This is a genomic window from Caulobacter sp. BE264 (assembly GCF_031457805.1).
In the GTDB taxonomy this organism is placed as follows: domain Bacteria; phylum Pseudomonadota; class Alphaproteobacteria; order Caulobacterales; family Caulobacteraceae; genus Caulobacter.
Map to the genome: position 1 here is coordinate 142,971 of NZ_JAVDXI010000002.1, position 16,104 is coordinate 159,074.

Here is a 16,104-nt window from a genome sequence, read left to right on the forward strand (position 1 = left end):
AAGGGGAAACGGGTCGGCTTATGTAGGACGTCAGGGCTGCAGGCGCACCACGCCCTCGTCCGTACCCACCAGGGCCTCGTCGGCGAGGTCGAGGAACAGGCCGTGGTCGACGACGCCCGTCACGCTTTTCAGCGCCGCGGCGAGCGCGGTGGGGTCGTCAATCTTTCCCGAGGCCATGTCGTAGATCAGGTTCCCCCCGTCGGTGACGACCATGCCCCGTTCGGCGGTGCGCAGACGCGGCGGCGGCAGGTCGAACTCGGCGGCGATGTCGGCCAGGCGGTGGCCGGTGTGGACGTGACCGAAGCGGACCACCTCGATCGGCAGCGGGAACTTGCCAAGCGCCGCCACGCGCTTGGCCGCATCGGCGATCACAACGCAGCGGCTGGACGCTTCCCACACCAGCTTCTCGCGCAACAGCGCCGCGCCGCCGCCCTTGATCAGCGACAGGCCCGGACCGATCTCGTCGGCGCCGTCCACGGTCAGGTCGACGGTCTTCACATCGTCCAGCGCCGCCAGCGGGATGCCCAGTTCACGGGCCAGGGCGGCGGTGGCGTCCGAGGTCGGCACGCCGCGAATATCCTTCAGACCGCGCGCCGCCAGCGCCTTGACGAACCAGGCGGCTGTGGAGCCCGTCCCCAGGCCGACCACCATGCCGTTCTCGACGAGCTCGGCGGCGGCCTCGCCCGAAATGCGCTTCTGGTCGTCGGCGCTCATGCCTTCTTGTCCTTCTTCTTGTCCTTCTGGGCCTGCTTGAGCGCCCGGAACTTGGTGGCCCAACCGGCCTTGGTCTTCTGGTCAGCGCGCGACAGCGCCAGCGCCCCGTCCTCGACATCCTTGGTGATCACTGACCCCGACCCGGTCATCGCGCCGTCGCCGACGCGCACGGGCGCGACCAGAGCGCTGTTCGAGCCGATGAAGGCGCCCTTGCCCACGTGGGTCTCGAACTTCTCGAAGCCGTCGTAGTTGCAGAAGATCGTACCGGCGCCGATGTTGGCCTTCTCGCCCACCGTGCCGTCGCCCAGATAGCTGAGATGGTTGGCCTTGGCGCCCGCGCCGACCTTGACCTTCTTGACCTCGACGAAGTTGCCGATGTGCGCGTCTGCGCCGATCTCGGCGCCGGGCCGCAGGCGCGCATAGGGACCGATCAGGGCCCCCTCGCCTACCGAGGCCCCTTCCAGATGGCTGAAGGCCTTGATCACCGCGCCGCTGGCGACGCTGACGCCGGGGCCGAACACCACGAACTGTTCGACGACCGCACCGCCGGCGATCCGGGTGTCCCAGGCCAGATGGACGGTCTCAGGCGCGGGCATGGTCACGCCCTCGACCATCAGCGCCCTGCGACGGTTCTGCTGCCAGACGGCTTCGGCGGCGGCCAGTTCGGCCTGGGCGTTGACGCCCTGCACCGAAGCCTCCGATGCAAAGGCCGCGCGGGTCGACAGGTGACGCTCATGCGCCAGGCCCACGACGTCGGTCAGGTAGTACTCGCCCTTAGCGTTGTCGTTGCGGACATTAGCAAGCAGGTCGAACAGCACGGCGCGATCGGCGGCCAGGACCCCGGAGTTGCAGTGCTTGACCTGCTTGGTCGCCAGATCGGCTTCCTTCTCCTCGACGATCCGCAGCAGCACATGGCCCGGCGCCAGGATCAGACGGCCATAGCCGGTCGGGTTCTGCGCCTCAAAGCCCAGCACCGCGACATGGGCGCCGTGGGTGATCAAGTCGAACAGCGGCGCGATCACCGGGGCGGTCGTCAGCGGGCAGTCGGCGTAGGTGACGACGACGTCGCCGTCGAAATCCGCCAGGGCGTCCTTGGCGGCCAGCACCGCATGTCCGGTGCCCAGCGGCGGATCCTGGATCACGGTGGCGTCGGGGCCCAGGCGCTTGCGGACGCTTTCGCCGACCTGCGGGCTGTGGGCGCCGACCACGACGATGATGCGCTCGCAGCCCAGCCCCTCGGCGGCGTCGATGGCGTGGTCCAGCAGGGTCCGTCCCGCCAGCTTGTGCAGCACCTTGGGCGTCGGCGACTTCATCCGCGTGCCCTGCCCGGCGGCCAGGATCACGGCGGCGCGCGGGCGAACAGGCTTGGAAACGGACTCGGTCATGGTCCCAGCGACTCCCTGGAGGCGAACCAAAGTTGCATTAGCCGTGCAATTGGCCGAAAGGCCAGACCCATGAGCATGCTTGATGACCTGAACGGGGCGACGATCGCCTTCGACCTGGATGGCACCCTCGTCGACACCGCGCCCGATCTGGTCGGCGCTTTGAACACCATCCTGGCGCAAGAGTCGCTGCCGCCGCTCCCCTTCGACGACGTGCGCCTGATGGTAGGCCGGGGCGCGCGCGCCCTGCTGGAACGCGGCTTCGCCGCCGCCGGCGCGCCGCTGGCCGCCGAACAGGCGCCGGCGCTCGTCCAACGCTTCATCGACGTGTACCTGGCCCGCATCGCCGACGAGAGCGCGCCCTTCCCCGGGGTGGTCGAGGTGCTCACCGATCTGAAGGCCGCCGGCGCGAAGCTGGTGGTCTGCACCAACAAGCTCACCAACCTGTCGACCGCATTGCTCGACGCCGTGGCGCTGTCCTCCTTCTTCGAGGCGGTGATCGGCGCGGATCTGGCGCCCGCCGCCAAGCCGGACGGCCGCCACGTCGCCGCCGCCGTCGCCGCCGTGGGCGGTGACGTGACCCGCGCGGTGATGATCGGCGACAGCATCAACGACGCGCTCGGCGCGCGCAACGCGGGGGTCCCAGGCGTGCTGGTCTCGTTCGGCTACACCGAGGATCCAGTCGAGACCCTGGGCGCGGATCTGGTCATCCACAGCTTTTTGGACGTGCCCAAGGCATGCATTACGCTTTTGGCCTCTTGCCCCACGCCGAACACCGGGCTATAGCCCCCGTCCTCTCGCGGATCGGTCCCTCCGGGGCCCTCCACACGGCGGATGCGTAGCTCAGCGGGAGAGCACCTCGTTCACACCGAGGGGGTCACAGGTTCAATCCCTGTCGCATCCACCATTTCCCCAGACAAATCTGAAGTCACGCCTAGGGTAGACCCAGGGTGAAGCTGTCGATGTCCAGCCGCCCTTTACCGCCTCGGGGATTGTAGCAGAACAGGCCGTACTGCTCGCCTTGGAAGGTGCCGGTCCGCCAATCGAACGCCAGCGGGAAATCGCCCGGGACTATGGACCAAGCCTTGCCGTCCGCGCTGTAGCTCAGCGTGCTCTTGTCAGTGGTGAAGTCCATGGACACCGACAGCCAGAGATCGGTCAACGCCACCGGACGCGGCTCGGACAGCGAGAGGGTCTTTGAACCCTGAGCCGTGCTCTCGATCAACCGGGCGCTAACCGCGCCCTGTCCCTCAGGCGTTCGTGTCACGACCAGCTGGCTGGAAAACTTGCCGAACGAACCAAGGCCGCACTGATCGCCGACCGCCAGCCCTCGAAGGTCCAGCTTGGCGACGCCGCGACTGCGGGGCCCCTGCCCCTTCTGAACGAGCGTGTTGCGGGCCGTCCAGAACGCGTCGCTGGTCGTCGCCTTCAAGCGCATGAAGCCCGGCCGCTCGGTCAGCGACCAGCGCTGGTCGTCCGGGTTGTGGTTCCACTGCCATTGGCGACCCAGCACAGCGGCCGAGAAATCGTCGGAGCTCGGCGGCTCTCTGAACGGATGGCCCAGGATCGGCTTGGCGGCGCTGGCGGGGACGCGTCCGGGGGCCTCGGGCGTGCCCCACACGGGCCAGTCATCCTGCCAGAACATCGGGCTGATGTTGGTGACGCGGCCCACGGCGCCGGCGTCCAGCATGACGAAGCCGTACCAGCCGCCGTCAGGCAGGTCGACCAGGGCGCCCTGATGGCCGCCGGTGGTGTCGTCGATTTGGGGCCGCGTTTCCCATGGGCCGTTCAGGCTTTTCGCGCGCGAGACCGTCAAGCCCAGGCGCGATGGAATGGCGTTGAACAGGTAGTACCAGTCGCCGCGCCGGATCAGCTTGGAGCCCTCGGCGCCCTTGTTGAAATGCACCACGCGGGCGTCGACCACGGCGGAGAGGTCATCGTTCAGGCTGAGCAAGGTGATCGTGCCATCCGAACCAATCGCGGTGATGATGTAGGCCTTGCCGTCGGTGTCGAAGAACAGGCCTGGATCGAAGGCTTCGCGGTCCAGCTCACGCATGGCCCATGGACCGGTGACCTTGGCGGCCGAATAGATCCGCGTGCGACCGCCCACCGGCGTCACGGCGATGTAGAACCGCCCCTTGTGATAGCGCAGGCTGGGGGCGTAGACGCCGTGGCGGTAGTCACCGCCGTTCGCCAGGTCGTATTTGGGATTGCCCGTCAAACGGGGCATGACGTGGCTGGCGATGTCCCAGTTCACCAGGTCCTTGGAGTGCAGGATCACCAGGCCTGGCGTGTTCACGAAGGTCGTCGAGGCGAAGTAGAAATCCTCGCCCACGCGAATGATGTCAGGGTCGGGATAGTCGGCATTGAGCGGCGGATTGGCGTAGGTCCCCTGCCCCGAGTCCGAGCGCCAGACCTGCGCGACGCTGGCCGGGGCCGCTGCGACGATCGTCAAGCCCAAGGCGCCGCATGACAGCGCGTGAAGGGCCGCTCGAAACCTTGTCATCTTCGTCGTTCCCACCTTTACGCCCCGTCCATGGCCGCAGCGTCGAATACCGCCTTTTGGGCCAGGAAGGCGCGTTGAAACGCAGGCCGGGCTTCGCCGCGCGCGACATAGGCCTGGACGGTCGGATGTTCCTCAAGAAGGCCCGAGCCGTGCAGCCTGCGCAACACCGCAACCATCATCAGGTCACCGACGCTGAATGCGCTGTCCAGCCAGTCATCGTCCGCCAGACGCGTCGACAGATCCGCAAGTCGCACCTGAACCCGGGTGTCGAGAAGGCTCTGCCGGGCTTCGAACCACGGCTGATCGCGGTCCAGCAGGCTCGCCATGGAGCGCTCGACGATCGGCGGCTCGACCGTGCTTACGGCCGCGAACATCCAGGCGATCGCGCGCGCTCGCGCCGCAGGGTCCGAAGGCAGCAGTCCGGCCCCTTGCGCGGCCACATGCAAGACGATCGCACCGGACTCGAAGAGCGCGACTGCGGCGTCTTCATAGGTCGGGATCTGGCCGAACGGTTGAAGCGCCCTGTGCTCAGGGGCGTTCAACGCGTCGAAAGTGACGAGGCGAACGTCGTAGGCGAGCCCCACCTCTTCGAACGCCCAGCGTACCGCCATGTCGCGCGCAAGGCCGTGGCCGCGATCCGGCGACGTCTTGAAAGCAGTGATGGTGGGGCGCATGTCGAAGCTCCGGGCCGCTGCCGTCCAAGGACGCTCAAGCCCGCCGAACTCCGACACGACCTCTGCAATCTGCCAATCGGTTTGGGTCGCTCGACCGACCTCGCGGGAACGTTTGCGGATCGCCAGACGCGGTTGGGCGCTAAACCCCGCTGACAATCGCCTCACGCAGGCGGGCGGCGACGTCGCCCAGCGTGATGGCGTTCAGCGAGTCGTTCACCTCGAGAACACCCTGTCCGTGCTGTTGCGACAGGTTACCCGCGAAATCGGTCAGCGCCGTGATGTGCTGCGCCAGCAAATCCACCGTATGCAGCTCTTGCATGACCGAGAGACGGTGCTCGTCCGGCACGACCTCGAGGATCTTGCCAAGCGCCACATCCAGGTGCCCGCAGGCGACAGCGGCGAACGACATCTCCGCAGAGATCGCCTTCAAAACCACTTCGACGCTCGCCGGCGCCAACTTATCCGACATCTCAACCCCCTGATTCCTTGCCGCGAGGTCAGCATGCGCAGGGCTTCAACCGCAAGGCCTTGATTTGTGCGACGAAATGGCGCGGGCCGAAACAACCCTGAAAAATCAACCCTAGATGGCAGTCCGGCGCAGAAGCGCCTCTCTCCGATCGGCCATCTCGCGGCGCGTGCGCTCCAGCGCATCCCGCTCGGCCATTGCGAGCAGAACCTCGACTGTGCGGTTCAAATGGTCGTGGATCGCACGACGCGCATCCTTGGGGTCGCGCGCTCGCAACGCGTCGACGATGCGGCGATGGTCGTCCGCAAACGCGTCCGACGCGGCGAGCCGGGCGCGCCGCAAGGCTTTGGTGCAATCGGAAAACTGCCGGCGAAGAAGCCAGATCTCCTCCACCGCCGCCACGATCGCCGCGTTGCGGGTGGCGTGGGCGACCGCGAGGTGAAAGTCGTGCTCGACCCGCTCGCCGTCTTCGCCGCCGGCGTGGCGAGCGATGTCGCGGGCCATGCGGTCCAAGGCCGCGATCTGCTCGTCGTCGACAGCCGCCGCCGCCAGGGCGCACGCCTCCCCTTCGAAAAGACGCCGCGCCTCGGTCAACTCCAGGGCCGAGACTTCCGCCTCCGACGGATCCTTCTCCACCTCGCCCTGCGCGGTGACATAGACGCCGGAGCCCTGGCGCGCCTCCACCAGTCCTTGGAACTCCAAGGCGATCATGGCGTCGCGGATCGTAGGCCGACTGACACCGAAAGAGTCCGCCAGTCCCCGCTCGGACGGCAGCCGATCGCCGGGCGCGTAGCGCCCCTCGGCGATCGACGCGGCGATGGACCGAGCCACTTGCTGGTACAGCTTCTGGGGGTCGGGCGCGCCGCTCATCCAGCCTCGCTTGGGATTCTATGACCCCATCTTAGCGACTGGCCTGACCTTTGTAAGCTGGCGCCAGGCGACGCACCTCACTGGCCGCCAGCAAAAAGGCGCCCACGCCGTAGAGCTGCGTGTCGTCGCGTCCCACCTGGTCGGGCGCCACGCCCACCCGCTGCACCCAGCCCAGACGCCCGTCCGGCTCCACCGCCGCCTCCAGCGCCTTCCAGCCCTTGTCGATGACGGAGGCATACTTTGCACGGGGCAGAACGCCGTGGTTCACGCCCCAGGCCAGGCCGTAGACGAAGAATCCCGTGCCGCTGGTCTCGGGCGTCTTCTGCGGCTCAAGCAATGACACCGGCCAATAACCTTGCTCTCCCTGCAAAGACGCGATCTTCGCCGCCATCTGGCGGAACACCGCCTCGTAGCGTGGGCGGCTTGGATGGTTGGCGGGCAGGTCCTGGAGAATCCGCGCGATCCCTGCGAACGCCCAGCCATTGCCGCGGCCCCAGAAAATCTTGCGCCCCTCCGCATCGCGACGCGCGATAAAGCGGCTGTCGCGGAAATAGAGATGATCGGTCTTGTCGAACAGGTAGTCGTGGGTCGCCCAGAACTCGCGATCGGCGTGCGCCAGATACCGCTTGTCGCCCGTTGTCTTCGCCAGGGCCGTCCAGGCCGGCGGCGCCATGAAGATCGCATCGCTCCAGCACCAGCGCGCCTGGCAGTAGGGGTCGCCCTTGGCGGGCTTGGGCTCAAAGTCCAGCGACACCGTCGACGGGTTGGCCAGCACCGCTGCGAAGCGGCTCTTGATCGGATCGAGCTTGGAGGGGTCGTTGGTACGGTTCGCAGCCCAGATCCACACCGCGCCTATGGCGTCGGCGTCGGCATGGCGAGGGCGATGGTCAAAGCTCCATTGCTGGGCCTCGCCGTGCGCGAGGACCGCGCGGGTCAGATACGGATCCTGAGTGGCGCCGGCGTAGGTGGAGAGGCCGATGTAGAAGGCCGCCTGCACCCAGTCACGCGGCGCTTCGGTGTCCTTCCGGAACGACGTGACCGGCACGTAGTCGAAATTGTCCATGTGGGCCAGCTGCCAGGCGGCCACCTTGCGCGCTGCGGTGTCCACCGAGGCGGCGGAGACCCGCGCTGGCCCCGCCTGCGGCGCGGCGGACGCCTGCGCCCCGGCGCCGGCGACCCAAGCGGCGACGAGCGCTGCGGTCAGAAACTTGAAGGTCATCTTGGGCCTCCCCTACGCGCGCGCGCCCAGATCGGACACGGCCAGAACGTCCATGTCGTCGAACTCGAGGTTCTCGCCGCCCATGGACCAGACAAAACTATAGTTGGCGGTGCCGACACCGCTGTGGATCGACCAACTGGGCGAGAACACCGCCTCGCCGTCGTCCATGAACACCGCGCGCGGCTCTGATGGTTCGCCCATCAGATGCATCACGCGTCCGGGCGCGGCGTCGAAGTACATGTAGATTTCGCTCCGCCGCCGGTGGGTATGCGGCGGCATGGTGTTCCACACGCTGCCGGCCTCCAGTTCGGTGAAGCCCATCACCAACTGACAGCTGTCGACCACGCCGGGTCGGATCGCCTGGCGGATGACCCGCCGATTGGCGCTTTGCGCCTCGCCTGCGACGATGGTGCGGGCCTCATCCCGGCGAACGCTGCGGCTCGGGTAACTCGCATGGGCGGGATAGCTGACGAAGTAGAACCGGGCCGGACGGCCCGCGTCCTCGCTCTCGAAGCTGACCGCCTCAACGCCGCGTCCGATGTACAGGCAGTCGTGGCGGGACAGACGGAACCGGTCGCCATCCAGCACCACCGAGCCCGGCTCCCCGATATTGATCACCCCGACTTCGCGACGCTCGCAGAAGAACCTCGACGCCAGTTCGGGATGCGTGGGCAGCGCCAGCGGCATTGTCGTCGGGACGGCCGAGCCGACCACCGCGCGTTCGACCTCAAGATAGCTCAGCTGCAGCGCGCCAGCCTGGAACAGGTTCGCGATGACGAAGGTGTCGCGAAGCTCTCCGGTCGTCATGCGCCTCATGCCCGCCCGGCCCGTGCTCTCGCGATAATCCATGTCGACGCCCATCGACCTCCCCGCCGCATGTCCGCCTCGGTCCGGCGGCTTCTAAATTGACATTACCAATTTACACACTCAGCCGTAAAGCGGTATGTCAACTTCGGGGGCAGCTCCCGCCAAACAGCACTGACCGACGGCGCGCATCTCTGACGTTCCCTAGCTTTATCAGAGATCTAAGCGACATCTGGAGCAGGCTGACAGGTCCATTTTTGGCCAGGCCAGCTGAAAACACTTCGGACGGCTGGCGCGGCTGTAGGCCCGCGCGTCGCTACTTCGCCGCGCTTGCGGCGCGGAGAGCGATTTCCTCGCGCTTGGCGGCGAGGCTCTCTCGGGTGCGTTCGATCGCCTCAAGTTCGGCCGTCAGCAGAAGATTCTCGATAAGCCCGCCAAGATGCGCCTGCATGGCCGCGCGAGCGGCCTTGGGATCGCGAGTGCGCAGGGCCTCGATGATCTCCTGATGTTCGTCCCGCAGCGGACGCTTACGGACCAGGCGCGCCTTCTCGAGCATCTGCATGCAGAGCCGCGACCGGTAGCGCAGGTCCCAGGTGCTCTCCACGACACGCACCACGGCCGTGTTTCGCGTGGCCTGGGCGATCGTGATGTGAAACTGGCGGTCGGCCAGTTCGCTCTGCTCCTTCGTCGAGGCCTCGCTGTTCATTTCGGTGACCAGGGTCTCGAGATAGGCCAACTCGTCGTCGGTGATCAGCGTCGCGGCCAGGGCGGCGGCCTCGCCCTCGAACAGACGCCGCGCCTCGGCCTGCTCGAACGCGCCGATATCCAGATCTTTCACGGGCGGCGGCGGCTGGTCGAGGCGCACATAGACCCCCGAGCCCTGTCGAGCCTCCAAGAGGCCGCGCATTTCCAGGGCGATGATCGCACGCCGGACGGTGGGGCGGCTTACCCCGAACTCATCGGCGAGATCACGTTCAGACGGCAGCCGATGCCCCGGCTGATAGACGCCCTCGGCGATCGCGGCGCTGATCGACGCCGCCACCTGCTGATAGAGCCGGGTGGCGTCAGGGGACGAGGTGTCCAGCGAGAGGGTCGACATAGCAGCGGCCGTTGACAGACGCCGGGAACGGCGCAGCCCAACGACTACCGCGCGCACGCCCGCGTCACAAGGCGTCGCGATCAAAGTGGCCTTACCAAGATGTCGGGGCGACCGGAGGGTAAGGACTCCGGCCGCCCTCGCCGGCCGCCCCGGGAGGAGGTTGGCGCAAGGTACGCAGCGCCCTGGTCGACGAACGCTCAGCCGCCAGAGGATCAAGTCGGGCGCCCGAGCCGAGGCACGTTAGCAAAATTGGCTAGGCACACAATCGCAAAATGGCCTGACCAATATTCCCGACGGTTTAGAAAGTTGTACAGCCAATCTGTTAGCGCTCTCATGCCAAGCCGCTTAGAGCGTGACGCCGAAAGTGGGAACCGGTTTCGGCACGAGTCACGCTCTAAGCGTTTGATTTAGAGCCCCATAATCGCGTCAAAACATTCCGTTTTGACGCGCGAGGCTCTAGGCAGCCCGCCGTAGCCCCCAGTCATGCGCCGGATAGTATCGCGCCATCATCCGCCCGACATAGGCGACCAGTCTTGGATAGCTCTCGGCCTCGCGCCGCAAGGGCGAGTCAAAGAACGGCGTCAGCACAGCCGCCAGCATTGCGAACGCGCTGGCGTCCACGCCCACGGGATGGGTGTCACGCATCAGATAGGTCTTGTCCTCCAGAAGCTCGTCCAGGGCTCGCAAGGACAACCCGCCGAGCCACGCCACCTCGTCTGGCAGGTGACGACCAACGCCGACCGCCCGGATATTGGCGGCGACCGCCTGTTTCAGCGTCTTTCGGAGGTCGTCCCGAAGCTCCGCTGGCGCGCCGTCAAACCAGCGTGCGGGCCCCTTGTCGAAGTTGGCGGGATCCATGAAGCGGAAATAGGCCGACACCCAACCCAACTGGTTCTCCAGCATCCGCTCGATAGCCCAGGCCTGCGCCCGCTCCTTGCCGCTCAAGCCGATATCGAGGTCGACGTCGTACTTCCGCTCGATGTGCACGCGGATGAAGGTGGAGTCGCCGATCGCTTGAGCGGCGTCTTCGATCCAGGGCAACTGCCCCTTCGGCGCCGTCTCGCGGCTCCCGGCTGTCTTCCGATAGCTTAGCCCCGCCATCATCAGCTGGACCTCGGTCTTGGTCACATAGGGGCTGATTTCGGGTAGTCCGAACCCCGCCCCCGTGGCGAACAGCGTGATCATCGTCCCTCTCCATCCCGAATGTCGCGATGACGACTTGCTACCGCCAGCCTACTGCCAGCATGCTGTCAGCAACGATGCTGGATAGTGAAGCTCATGAGACGCGCCGAACGCCTTTTCCAGATCATCCAGATCCTGCGCCGCAGCCGCGCGCCGGTGACCGCTGACGCCATCGCTGCGGAGTTGGAGACCTCCAAGCGCAGCGTCTATCGCGACATCGCCGCCCTCGTCGGCCAGCGCGCGCCCATTCGGGGCGAGGCCGGGGTCGGCTATGTGCTGGAGGCGGGGTTCGACATGCCGCCGCTGATGCTGACGCCCGACGAGATCGAGGCGGCCGTGCTCGGCGCCCAATGGGTGGCGGGGCGCGGCGATCCGGTCCTGGCCAAGGCCGCCCGTGACTTGACCAGCAAGATCGCCGCCGCCGTTCCTGACCGACTGCGCCCCTATGTGCTGGAGCCCGCCGCCGCCGCTCCGCCAGCCTGGAAGCCTGAGACCGACCGGATCGATGTCGCCCAGGTGCGCGCCTGGATCCACGCCGGCCGCAAGATCCGCCTGAACTACAGCGACGAGGCCGGCGCGATCAGCGAACGGGTCATCTGGCCAGTCACGGTCGGCTATCGCGAGACGATCCGGATGATCATCGCCTGGTGCGAGCTTCGCGCCGCGTTCCGCACCTTCCGGACTGATCGCGTGGTCGGCGCCGAGTTCATGGACGACCGCCACGGCAAGCGACCCGCCGTGCTGCGGGCCGAGTGGCTGCGGTTCCGCGAGGCCGAGATCAGCGCCTGGGAAGCTCGCGCCGCGAGCGACTGCTACACGCCGTGACGCTTGGCGAACGCCTCGAAAAGGTTGGGCCAGGCGGCCACCGGCTTGCCCGAGGTGAAGCGCAAGCCGAACCCATGACCGCCCTCTTCGAAGATGTGCATCTCGGTGGGCACGCCCTTGGCCTTCAGCGCCGAGAACATCAGCAGCGAGTTCTCGACGGGAACCGACTTGTCATCAGCCGCGTGCAACTGGAACACGGGCGAAAGCCCTTCGCGGACCTGCTTCTCCGGTGAGAGCTCGATCGCTCGCTCGGGGGTATCGCGTTGCGCGAGAAGCTGCTTGCGAGACCCGCCGTGAGCGGCCGCCAGGTCCAGCGTGATCACCGGATAGATCAGCGCTGAAAGGTTGGGCTTGGTCGGCAAACTGTCGGCATCGTCCCTGGCCGGGTAGGTCTCGACATCGAAGCGGGTGGTCAGGTTCGCCGCCAGATGTCCGCCCGCCGAGAATCCCATGATGGCGACCCGGTCCGCCGAGAATCCCATGCCGTCGGCTCGGGCGCGGATCAGGCGGATCGCGCGTTGGGCGTCCTGTAGTGGCGCATCGCCGCCGGCGGCCCATCCATCGCCTGGCATACGATAGAACAGGACAAAGCAGGTGTAGCCGCGCCCGGCGAGCCATCGCGCAGTCTCATAGCCCTCCTTGTCCAGCACGACCCGCTCATAGCCGCCGCCGGGGATCAGCATCACGGCCGCGCCGTTCGGGGTCTTTGGCCGAAACACCTCCAGCTTGGGCGCGCGCGTGTGCACCTGGGCCCGATCCTTCAAACCCTTTGGATCGCCCCGTTCGACGATCCTTTCCTCGACCTTGACGCCCTCGCCGCCCGGCGCGCCGCTCGGCCACAGCACGATCGCCTCGGTGGGATCCGGCGGCGTGATCGCTGGATTGTCCATCTTCGCCGCCCTCGCCTCGCCTGCCACCAAGGAACCGAGCACGCTCGAAACAAAAGCGCTCAAAGCGCCGCGCCGGTTCATCATTGAAGCCAAGACCTACTCGTTGTCATTGGCGCGACCCTAAGACCCGGAGCGTAGGTTTGGAAACCGGTTTCCTAGCCCTTCGCGAAGCGCAGGTGATGCAGGACGATGCCGCTGGTCGTGGCGACGTTCAGCGAGTCGAAACCGTTGGCCATCGGAATGCCGATCCGGCGCGCGCGCGCCATGACCTCCGGCGTCAAACCGGGCCCCTCGGCGCCGAGCAACACGGCGGTCCGGGGCGCCGGCTTGAGCGCTGCAAGGGTCTCGTCCGCCGCCGGACTCAAGGCCAGCCCCTCGAAGCCGCTGGTCTGCAGCAGGTCCGCAATTGAATCGGTCCGCGTCAGCCGCGCGGTCGGTAAGGACAGGACCGCGCCGACCGACACCCGGATCGCCTTGCGGTAAAACGGATCGCAGCAGTCGGCGTCGAGGATCACCGCATCGGCGCCAAACGCTGCGGCGTTGCGATAGATGCCCCCGATGTTGTCATGATTGGCGATACCGCATAGGACCAGCACCACCGCCTGCGCCGGCAGGCTCGACAGCAGCTCGTAAGCATTTCGCGTCGGCGGCTTGCGACCCAGCGCCAGAATCCCGCGATGCAGATGGAAGCCGGCGATCGAGTCCAGCACGTCCTGATCGGCCAAGTGCACCGGCGTATCGCGCGGCAGGCCCGCGAGGACCTCCTCAAGCTTGTCGAGGCGCTTGGGATCGATCAGCAGCGCGGCCACGCGCTCGGGCGCGTCGCGGACGAAGGCGCGAAGCACGGTCTCCCCCTCGGCGATGAACAGCCCTTCGCGACCGACGAGGTCGCGTTCCTTGATCGCGCGGAACGGGGCGACGGCGGGATCGTCCGGGTGCGAGACACGATGAAACTGGGGCAAGGCGGGCTCTGAAGACGAAGCGGGTGATCAGCGCACCCCTCGTATCGGGAGGATCGCCAGACCGCCAGCCAGGGCCAGGCCGCTGGCCACCAGGAAGAACATCCGGAAATCACCGTGCGTGGGGCCAAGGCTCCATACTGCGAGCGCGGGCGCCAACGCCTGCGGCAGCGTGTTGGCGAGATTGATCACGCCAAGATCCTTGCCAGCATCCCGCTGCGACGGCAGCACCTGGGTCACCAGAGCGATGTCGACGGCGGAGAAGCATCCGACCCCGCAACCATAGACGATGAAGGCGGCCACCAGCACCGGCCAACCCGGGGACACGGAAAAGACGATCAGCGAGAGCGACACCGTCAGGGCCGCGCCGAAGGCGAAGAGCTTTCGCCGGCGAAGACGATCGGAGAGCACGCCGCCCAGCATCGCGCAGGCCACGTTGAAGACCGTCGAGACCGCCGCCAAGATCGCCAGGCCCTCTTCCGCCCGGCGTCCTGGAAACAGGTGCGGATAGTCGACCTCGTCTTTCAGGAAGTAGAGCATGTAGCTCTGCACGAGGCTGAAAGCGACGAGCACCAGAAAGCGCCCGAGCCAGGCGAAGGCGAAGTCCGGATGCCTCCGTGGGCTCACCCAGAGACCCGAGACGAAGGCACGCAGGTTGAACGGCGGCACGTCGCTCGCTGGCAATGGTGGGTCATGAAGTCGGATCACGAACGGGGCCAGACCCAACAACAGAGCCGCAGCGATGGTGGCGTACCGGTAGCTCTCGGTGACGAGCAGGCCTCCGACCACCACGGCGCCCACCGCCGTGCCAATAGGGTTGCCGAGGCTGAGAAACGCGGCGACCAAGCCCTTCTGAGTGTCGGGCACGCGGTCAGGCATCACCGCCATCAGCGCCGAAAAGCAGAGATTGAAGGCCACCTGGAACAGGATAACACCGCCGATCAACTCCAGCGGCGTCTCGGCATGCATGATGGCCAGGTAGGCCAGCGAAGCGCCGATGGCTCCGATCACCATCCAGGGCCGCCGGCGTCCGAAACGCGAGGTGGTGCGATCACTGATCGCTCCGGCCAGCAGGTTGGCGATGCTGGCCGCTATGGCCCCGTAGAACGCGACCTGAGCCAGAACGATCGCTTTGCCGCCAGCATCGATGGCCTCAGCCTTGAGAGGGAGGAGAACCTGAAGCAGCGGCTGGAACGACACGAACGCCGCGATTTGCGCGAGGGTGTACGCGGCGATGAAATTCGCGCGCACCGGCTCTCTGGGCCGCGCCCCGTCGTCAAACCGCATCTCACCTCCCCGCGCGATCTGTCGCCGCGCCTGCACCCACACTGGCTGTGCAAACGGCCAGATACAAGGCCTGGGAGCGCTTTCAATCGAGGAGTTTCCTTCCTTCGCCCAGACGCACTAGTTTGTGTGTGATGGGCATGAGTCTCAAGGAAGTCGGGGCCAACGAATGGGTTCGGTGACGATCTACGACGTCGCCGCGAAGGCGGGCGTCTCGATCAAGACCGTTTCGCGCGTAATGAACAACGAGCCGAATGTTCGGCCCGTCATGCGCGAACGCGTGCTCGCCGCTGCTGGCGAGCTGGGATACAGCCCGAACCTGTCGGCCAGAAGCCTCGCCGGATCACGGTCGTTCGTCATCGCCGTGTTCGTCGACGCCGCCCTGACGATCGACCACTGGCAGAGCGAGCGTGGCGCCGACTATCTGAGCCGCATTCAGCTGGGCGCGACGCTGGTCTGCCGCGACGCCGGTTATCACCTCTTGATCGAGCTGATCGACCATGAAGGCCCGCAAGTCCGCCAGGAGGTCGCCGCGCTATTGGCGGCCCTGAAGCCCGACGGCGTGATCCTCACCCCGCCCTCCTCTGACAACGCCGTTGTGCTCGAACTGCTGGACAAGGCCCGCACGCCCTACGTCCGTGTCGGTCCGGAACGCGCGGAGGGCCTGGGGCCTCGCGTGCACATGGATGACGTGGCCGCGGCCCGCGAGATGACCGATCATCTGATCAGCCTGGGGCACCAGCGCATCGGCTTCATTGTCGGCGAGCCACGCTACGGCGCCAGCCAGGCCCGGCGCGACGGCTACCTGGAGGCCATGCGCGCGAAGGGCCTTCCCGTTCCCGAAGCCTGGGTCCGACAGGGCGACTTCACGTTCCAGTCGGGTCTTGAGCAGGCCAAGGCCATGCTGGCCCTTCCTGAGCGGCCGACGGCCATCTTCGCCAGCAATGACGATATGGCGCTGGGCTGCCTCGCCGCCATCGCCGAGGTCGGGCTGATGACGCCTGGCGACATATCGGTGGCCGGCTTCGACGACAGCCCCAGCTCAAGGTTCAGCCGTCCGCAGTTGACGACCGTGCGCCAACCCGTCGCTGAAATGTCGTCGGTCGCGGCGAAGCTGCTGATCGAGCAGTCGCGGAGCGGCGGGGCGCCTGAACGTCCGGTGGACGAGCTTTTGCCCTTCGCCCTGATCCACCGCGCCTCAACAGCGCCGCCGCCGCGGTAAGACGGCTC

16 protein-coding genes and 1 tRNA gene are annotated in these 16,104 nt (G+C 66.7%); 4 read left to right on the forward strand and 13 right to left on the reverse strand.

Annotated features, from left to right (window positions below; all coding sequences use genetic code 11):
• Positions 1-30: 30 nt before the first annotated feature.
• Positions 31-714, reverse strand: coding sequence for a ribose-5-phosphate isomerase RpiA (gene rpiA, locus J2X45_RS05950; protein WP_310212494.1), 684 nt, complete (start codon positions 712-714; stop codon positions 31-33).
• Entirely contained in the window at positions 711-2,099 is a 1,389-nt protein-coding gene (gene glmU / locus J2X45_RS05955; RefSeq protein ID WP_310212498.1) for a bifunctional UDP-N-acetylglucosamine diphosphorylase/glucosamine-1-phosphate N-acetyltransferase GlmU, read from the reverse strand. Before glmU ends, rpiA begins: the two co-directional genes overlap by 4 nt.
• Positions 2,100-2,168: 69 nt before the next feature.
• On the opposite strand from glmU, the gene J2X45_RS05960 reads away from it, so the two are divergent.
• Together J2X45_RS05960 and J2X45_RS05965 are read left to right on the forward strand one after the other, a co-directional pair.
• Positions 2,169-2,882 (forward strand): HAD-IA family hydrolase, encoded by a 714-nt coding sequence (locus J2X45_RS05960; protein ID WP_310212501.1) that lies wholly within the window; start codon positions 2,169-2,171, stop codon positions 2,880-2,882.
• Positions 2,883-2,928: 46 nt separating this feature from the next.
• Positions 2,929-3,003, forward strand: a tRNA-Val gene (locus J2X45_RS05965).
• A 27-nt stretch (positions 3,004-3,030) separates the two neighbouring features.
• On the opposite strand, the gene J2X45_RS05970 is transcribed toward J2X45_RS05965, so the two are convergent.
• The 8 genes from J2X45_RS05970 to J2X45_RS06005 form a co-directional block, all read right to left on the reverse strand.
• On the reverse strand, positions 3,031-4,602 hold the full coding sequence (locus tag J2X45_RS05970; protein ID WP_310212505.1) for a glycoside hydrolase 43 family protein: 1,572 nt from the start codon (positions 4,600-4,602) through the stop codon (positions 3,031-3,033).
• Between the two features lie 17 nt (positions 4,603-4,619).
• Entirely contained in the window at positions 4,620-5,276 is a 657-nt protein-coding gene (locus J2X45_RS05975; protein ID WP_310212506.1) for a glutathione S-transferase family protein, read from the reverse strand.
• A 139-nt stretch (positions 5,277-5,415) separates the two neighbouring features.
• Complete coding sequence (locus tag J2X45_RS05980; protein ID WP_310212509.1) at positions 5,416-5,745, reverse strand: hypothetical protein; 330 nt, start codon at positions 5,743-5,745, stop codon at positions 5,416-5,418.
• 111 nt (positions 5,746-5,856) lie between these two features.
• Positions 5,857-6,612 (reverse strand): FadR/GntR family transcriptional regulator, encoded by a 756-nt coding sequence (locus tag J2X45_RS05985; RefSeq protein WP_310212513.1) that lies wholly within the window; start codon positions 6,610-6,612, stop codon positions 5,857-5,859.
• Between the two features lie 31 nt (positions 6,613-6,643).
• The gene (locus J2X45_RS05990) at positions 6,644-7,831 is read right to left on the reverse strand and encodes a glycoside hydrolase family 88 protein (RefSeq protein ID WP_310212516.1); all 1,188 of its coding nucleotides are present in this window, start codon (positions 7,829-7,831) and stop codon (positions 6,644-6,646) included.
• A gap of 12 nt (positions 7,832-7,843) precedes the next feature.
• Entirely contained in the window at positions 7,844-8,692 is an 849-nt protein-coding gene (gene kduI, locus J2X45_RS05995) for a 5-dehydro-4-deoxy-D-glucuronate isomerase (protein WP_310212519.1), read from the reverse strand.
• A 259-nt stretch (positions 8,693-8,951) separates the two neighbouring features.
• Positions 8,952-9,734 carry a FadR/GntR family transcriptional regulator gene (locus J2X45_RS06000; protein WP_181242804.1) on the reverse strand — a complete coding sequence of 261 codons (783 nt, stop codon included), beginning with the start codon at positions 9,732-9,734 and terminating at the stop codon, positions 8,952-8,954.
• A 456-nt stretch (positions 9,735-10,190) separates the two neighbouring features.
• Positions 10,191-10,919, reverse strand: coding sequence for a glutathione S-transferase family protein (locus J2X45_RS06005; RefSeq protein ID WP_310212527.1), 729 nt, complete (start codon positions 10,917-10,919; stop codon positions 10,191-10,193).
• 93 nt (positions 10,920-11,012) lie between these two features.
• On the opposite strand from J2X45_RS06005, the gene J2X45_RS06010 reads away from it, so the two are divergent.
• Entirely contained in the window at positions 11,013-11,741 is a 729-nt protein-coding gene (locus J2X45_RS06010; protein ID WP_310212529.1) for a YafY family protein, read from the forward strand.
• On the opposite strand, the gene J2X45_RS06015 is transcribed toward J2X45_RS06010, so the two are convergent.
• The 3 genes from J2X45_RS06015 to J2X45_RS06025 all read right to left on the reverse strand — a co-directional run bounded on the left by J2X45_RS06015 (position 11,729) and on the right by J2X45_RS06025 (position 14,877).
• Positions 11,729-12,724, reverse strand: a complete 996-nt coding sequence (locus tag J2X45_RS06015; protein ID WP_310212531.1) for an alpha/beta hydrolase — start codon at positions 12,722-12,724, stop codon at positions 11,729-11,731. The genes J2X45_RS06010 and J2X45_RS06015 overlap by 13 nt on opposite strands.
• A gap of 62 nt (positions 12,725-12,786) precedes the next feature.
• On the reverse strand, positions 12,787-13,593 hold the full coding sequence (locus J2X45_RS06020) for an RNA methyltransferase (RefSeq protein ID WP_310212534.1): 807 nt from the start codon (positions 13,591-13,593) through the stop codon (positions 12,787-12,789).
• A gap of 27 nt (positions 13,594-13,620) precedes the next feature.
• On the reverse strand, positions 13,621-14,877 hold the full coding sequence (locus J2X45_RS06025) for an MFS transporter (protein WP_310212536.1): 1,257 nt from the start codon (positions 14,875-14,877) through the stop codon (positions 13,621-13,623).
• A gap of 166 nt (positions 14,878-15,043) precedes the next feature.
• Here J2X45_RS06025 and J2X45_RS06030 point away from each other — a divergent pair, with 166 nt between their 5' ends.
• Positions 15,044-16,096 (forward strand): LacI family DNA-binding transcriptional regulator, encoded by a 1,053-nt coding sequence (locus J2X45_RS06030; protein ID WP_310212537.1) that lies wholly within the window; start codon positions 15,044-15,046, stop codon positions 16,094-16,096.
• The last annotated feature ends 8 nt before the right edge of the window (positions 16,097-16,104 follow it).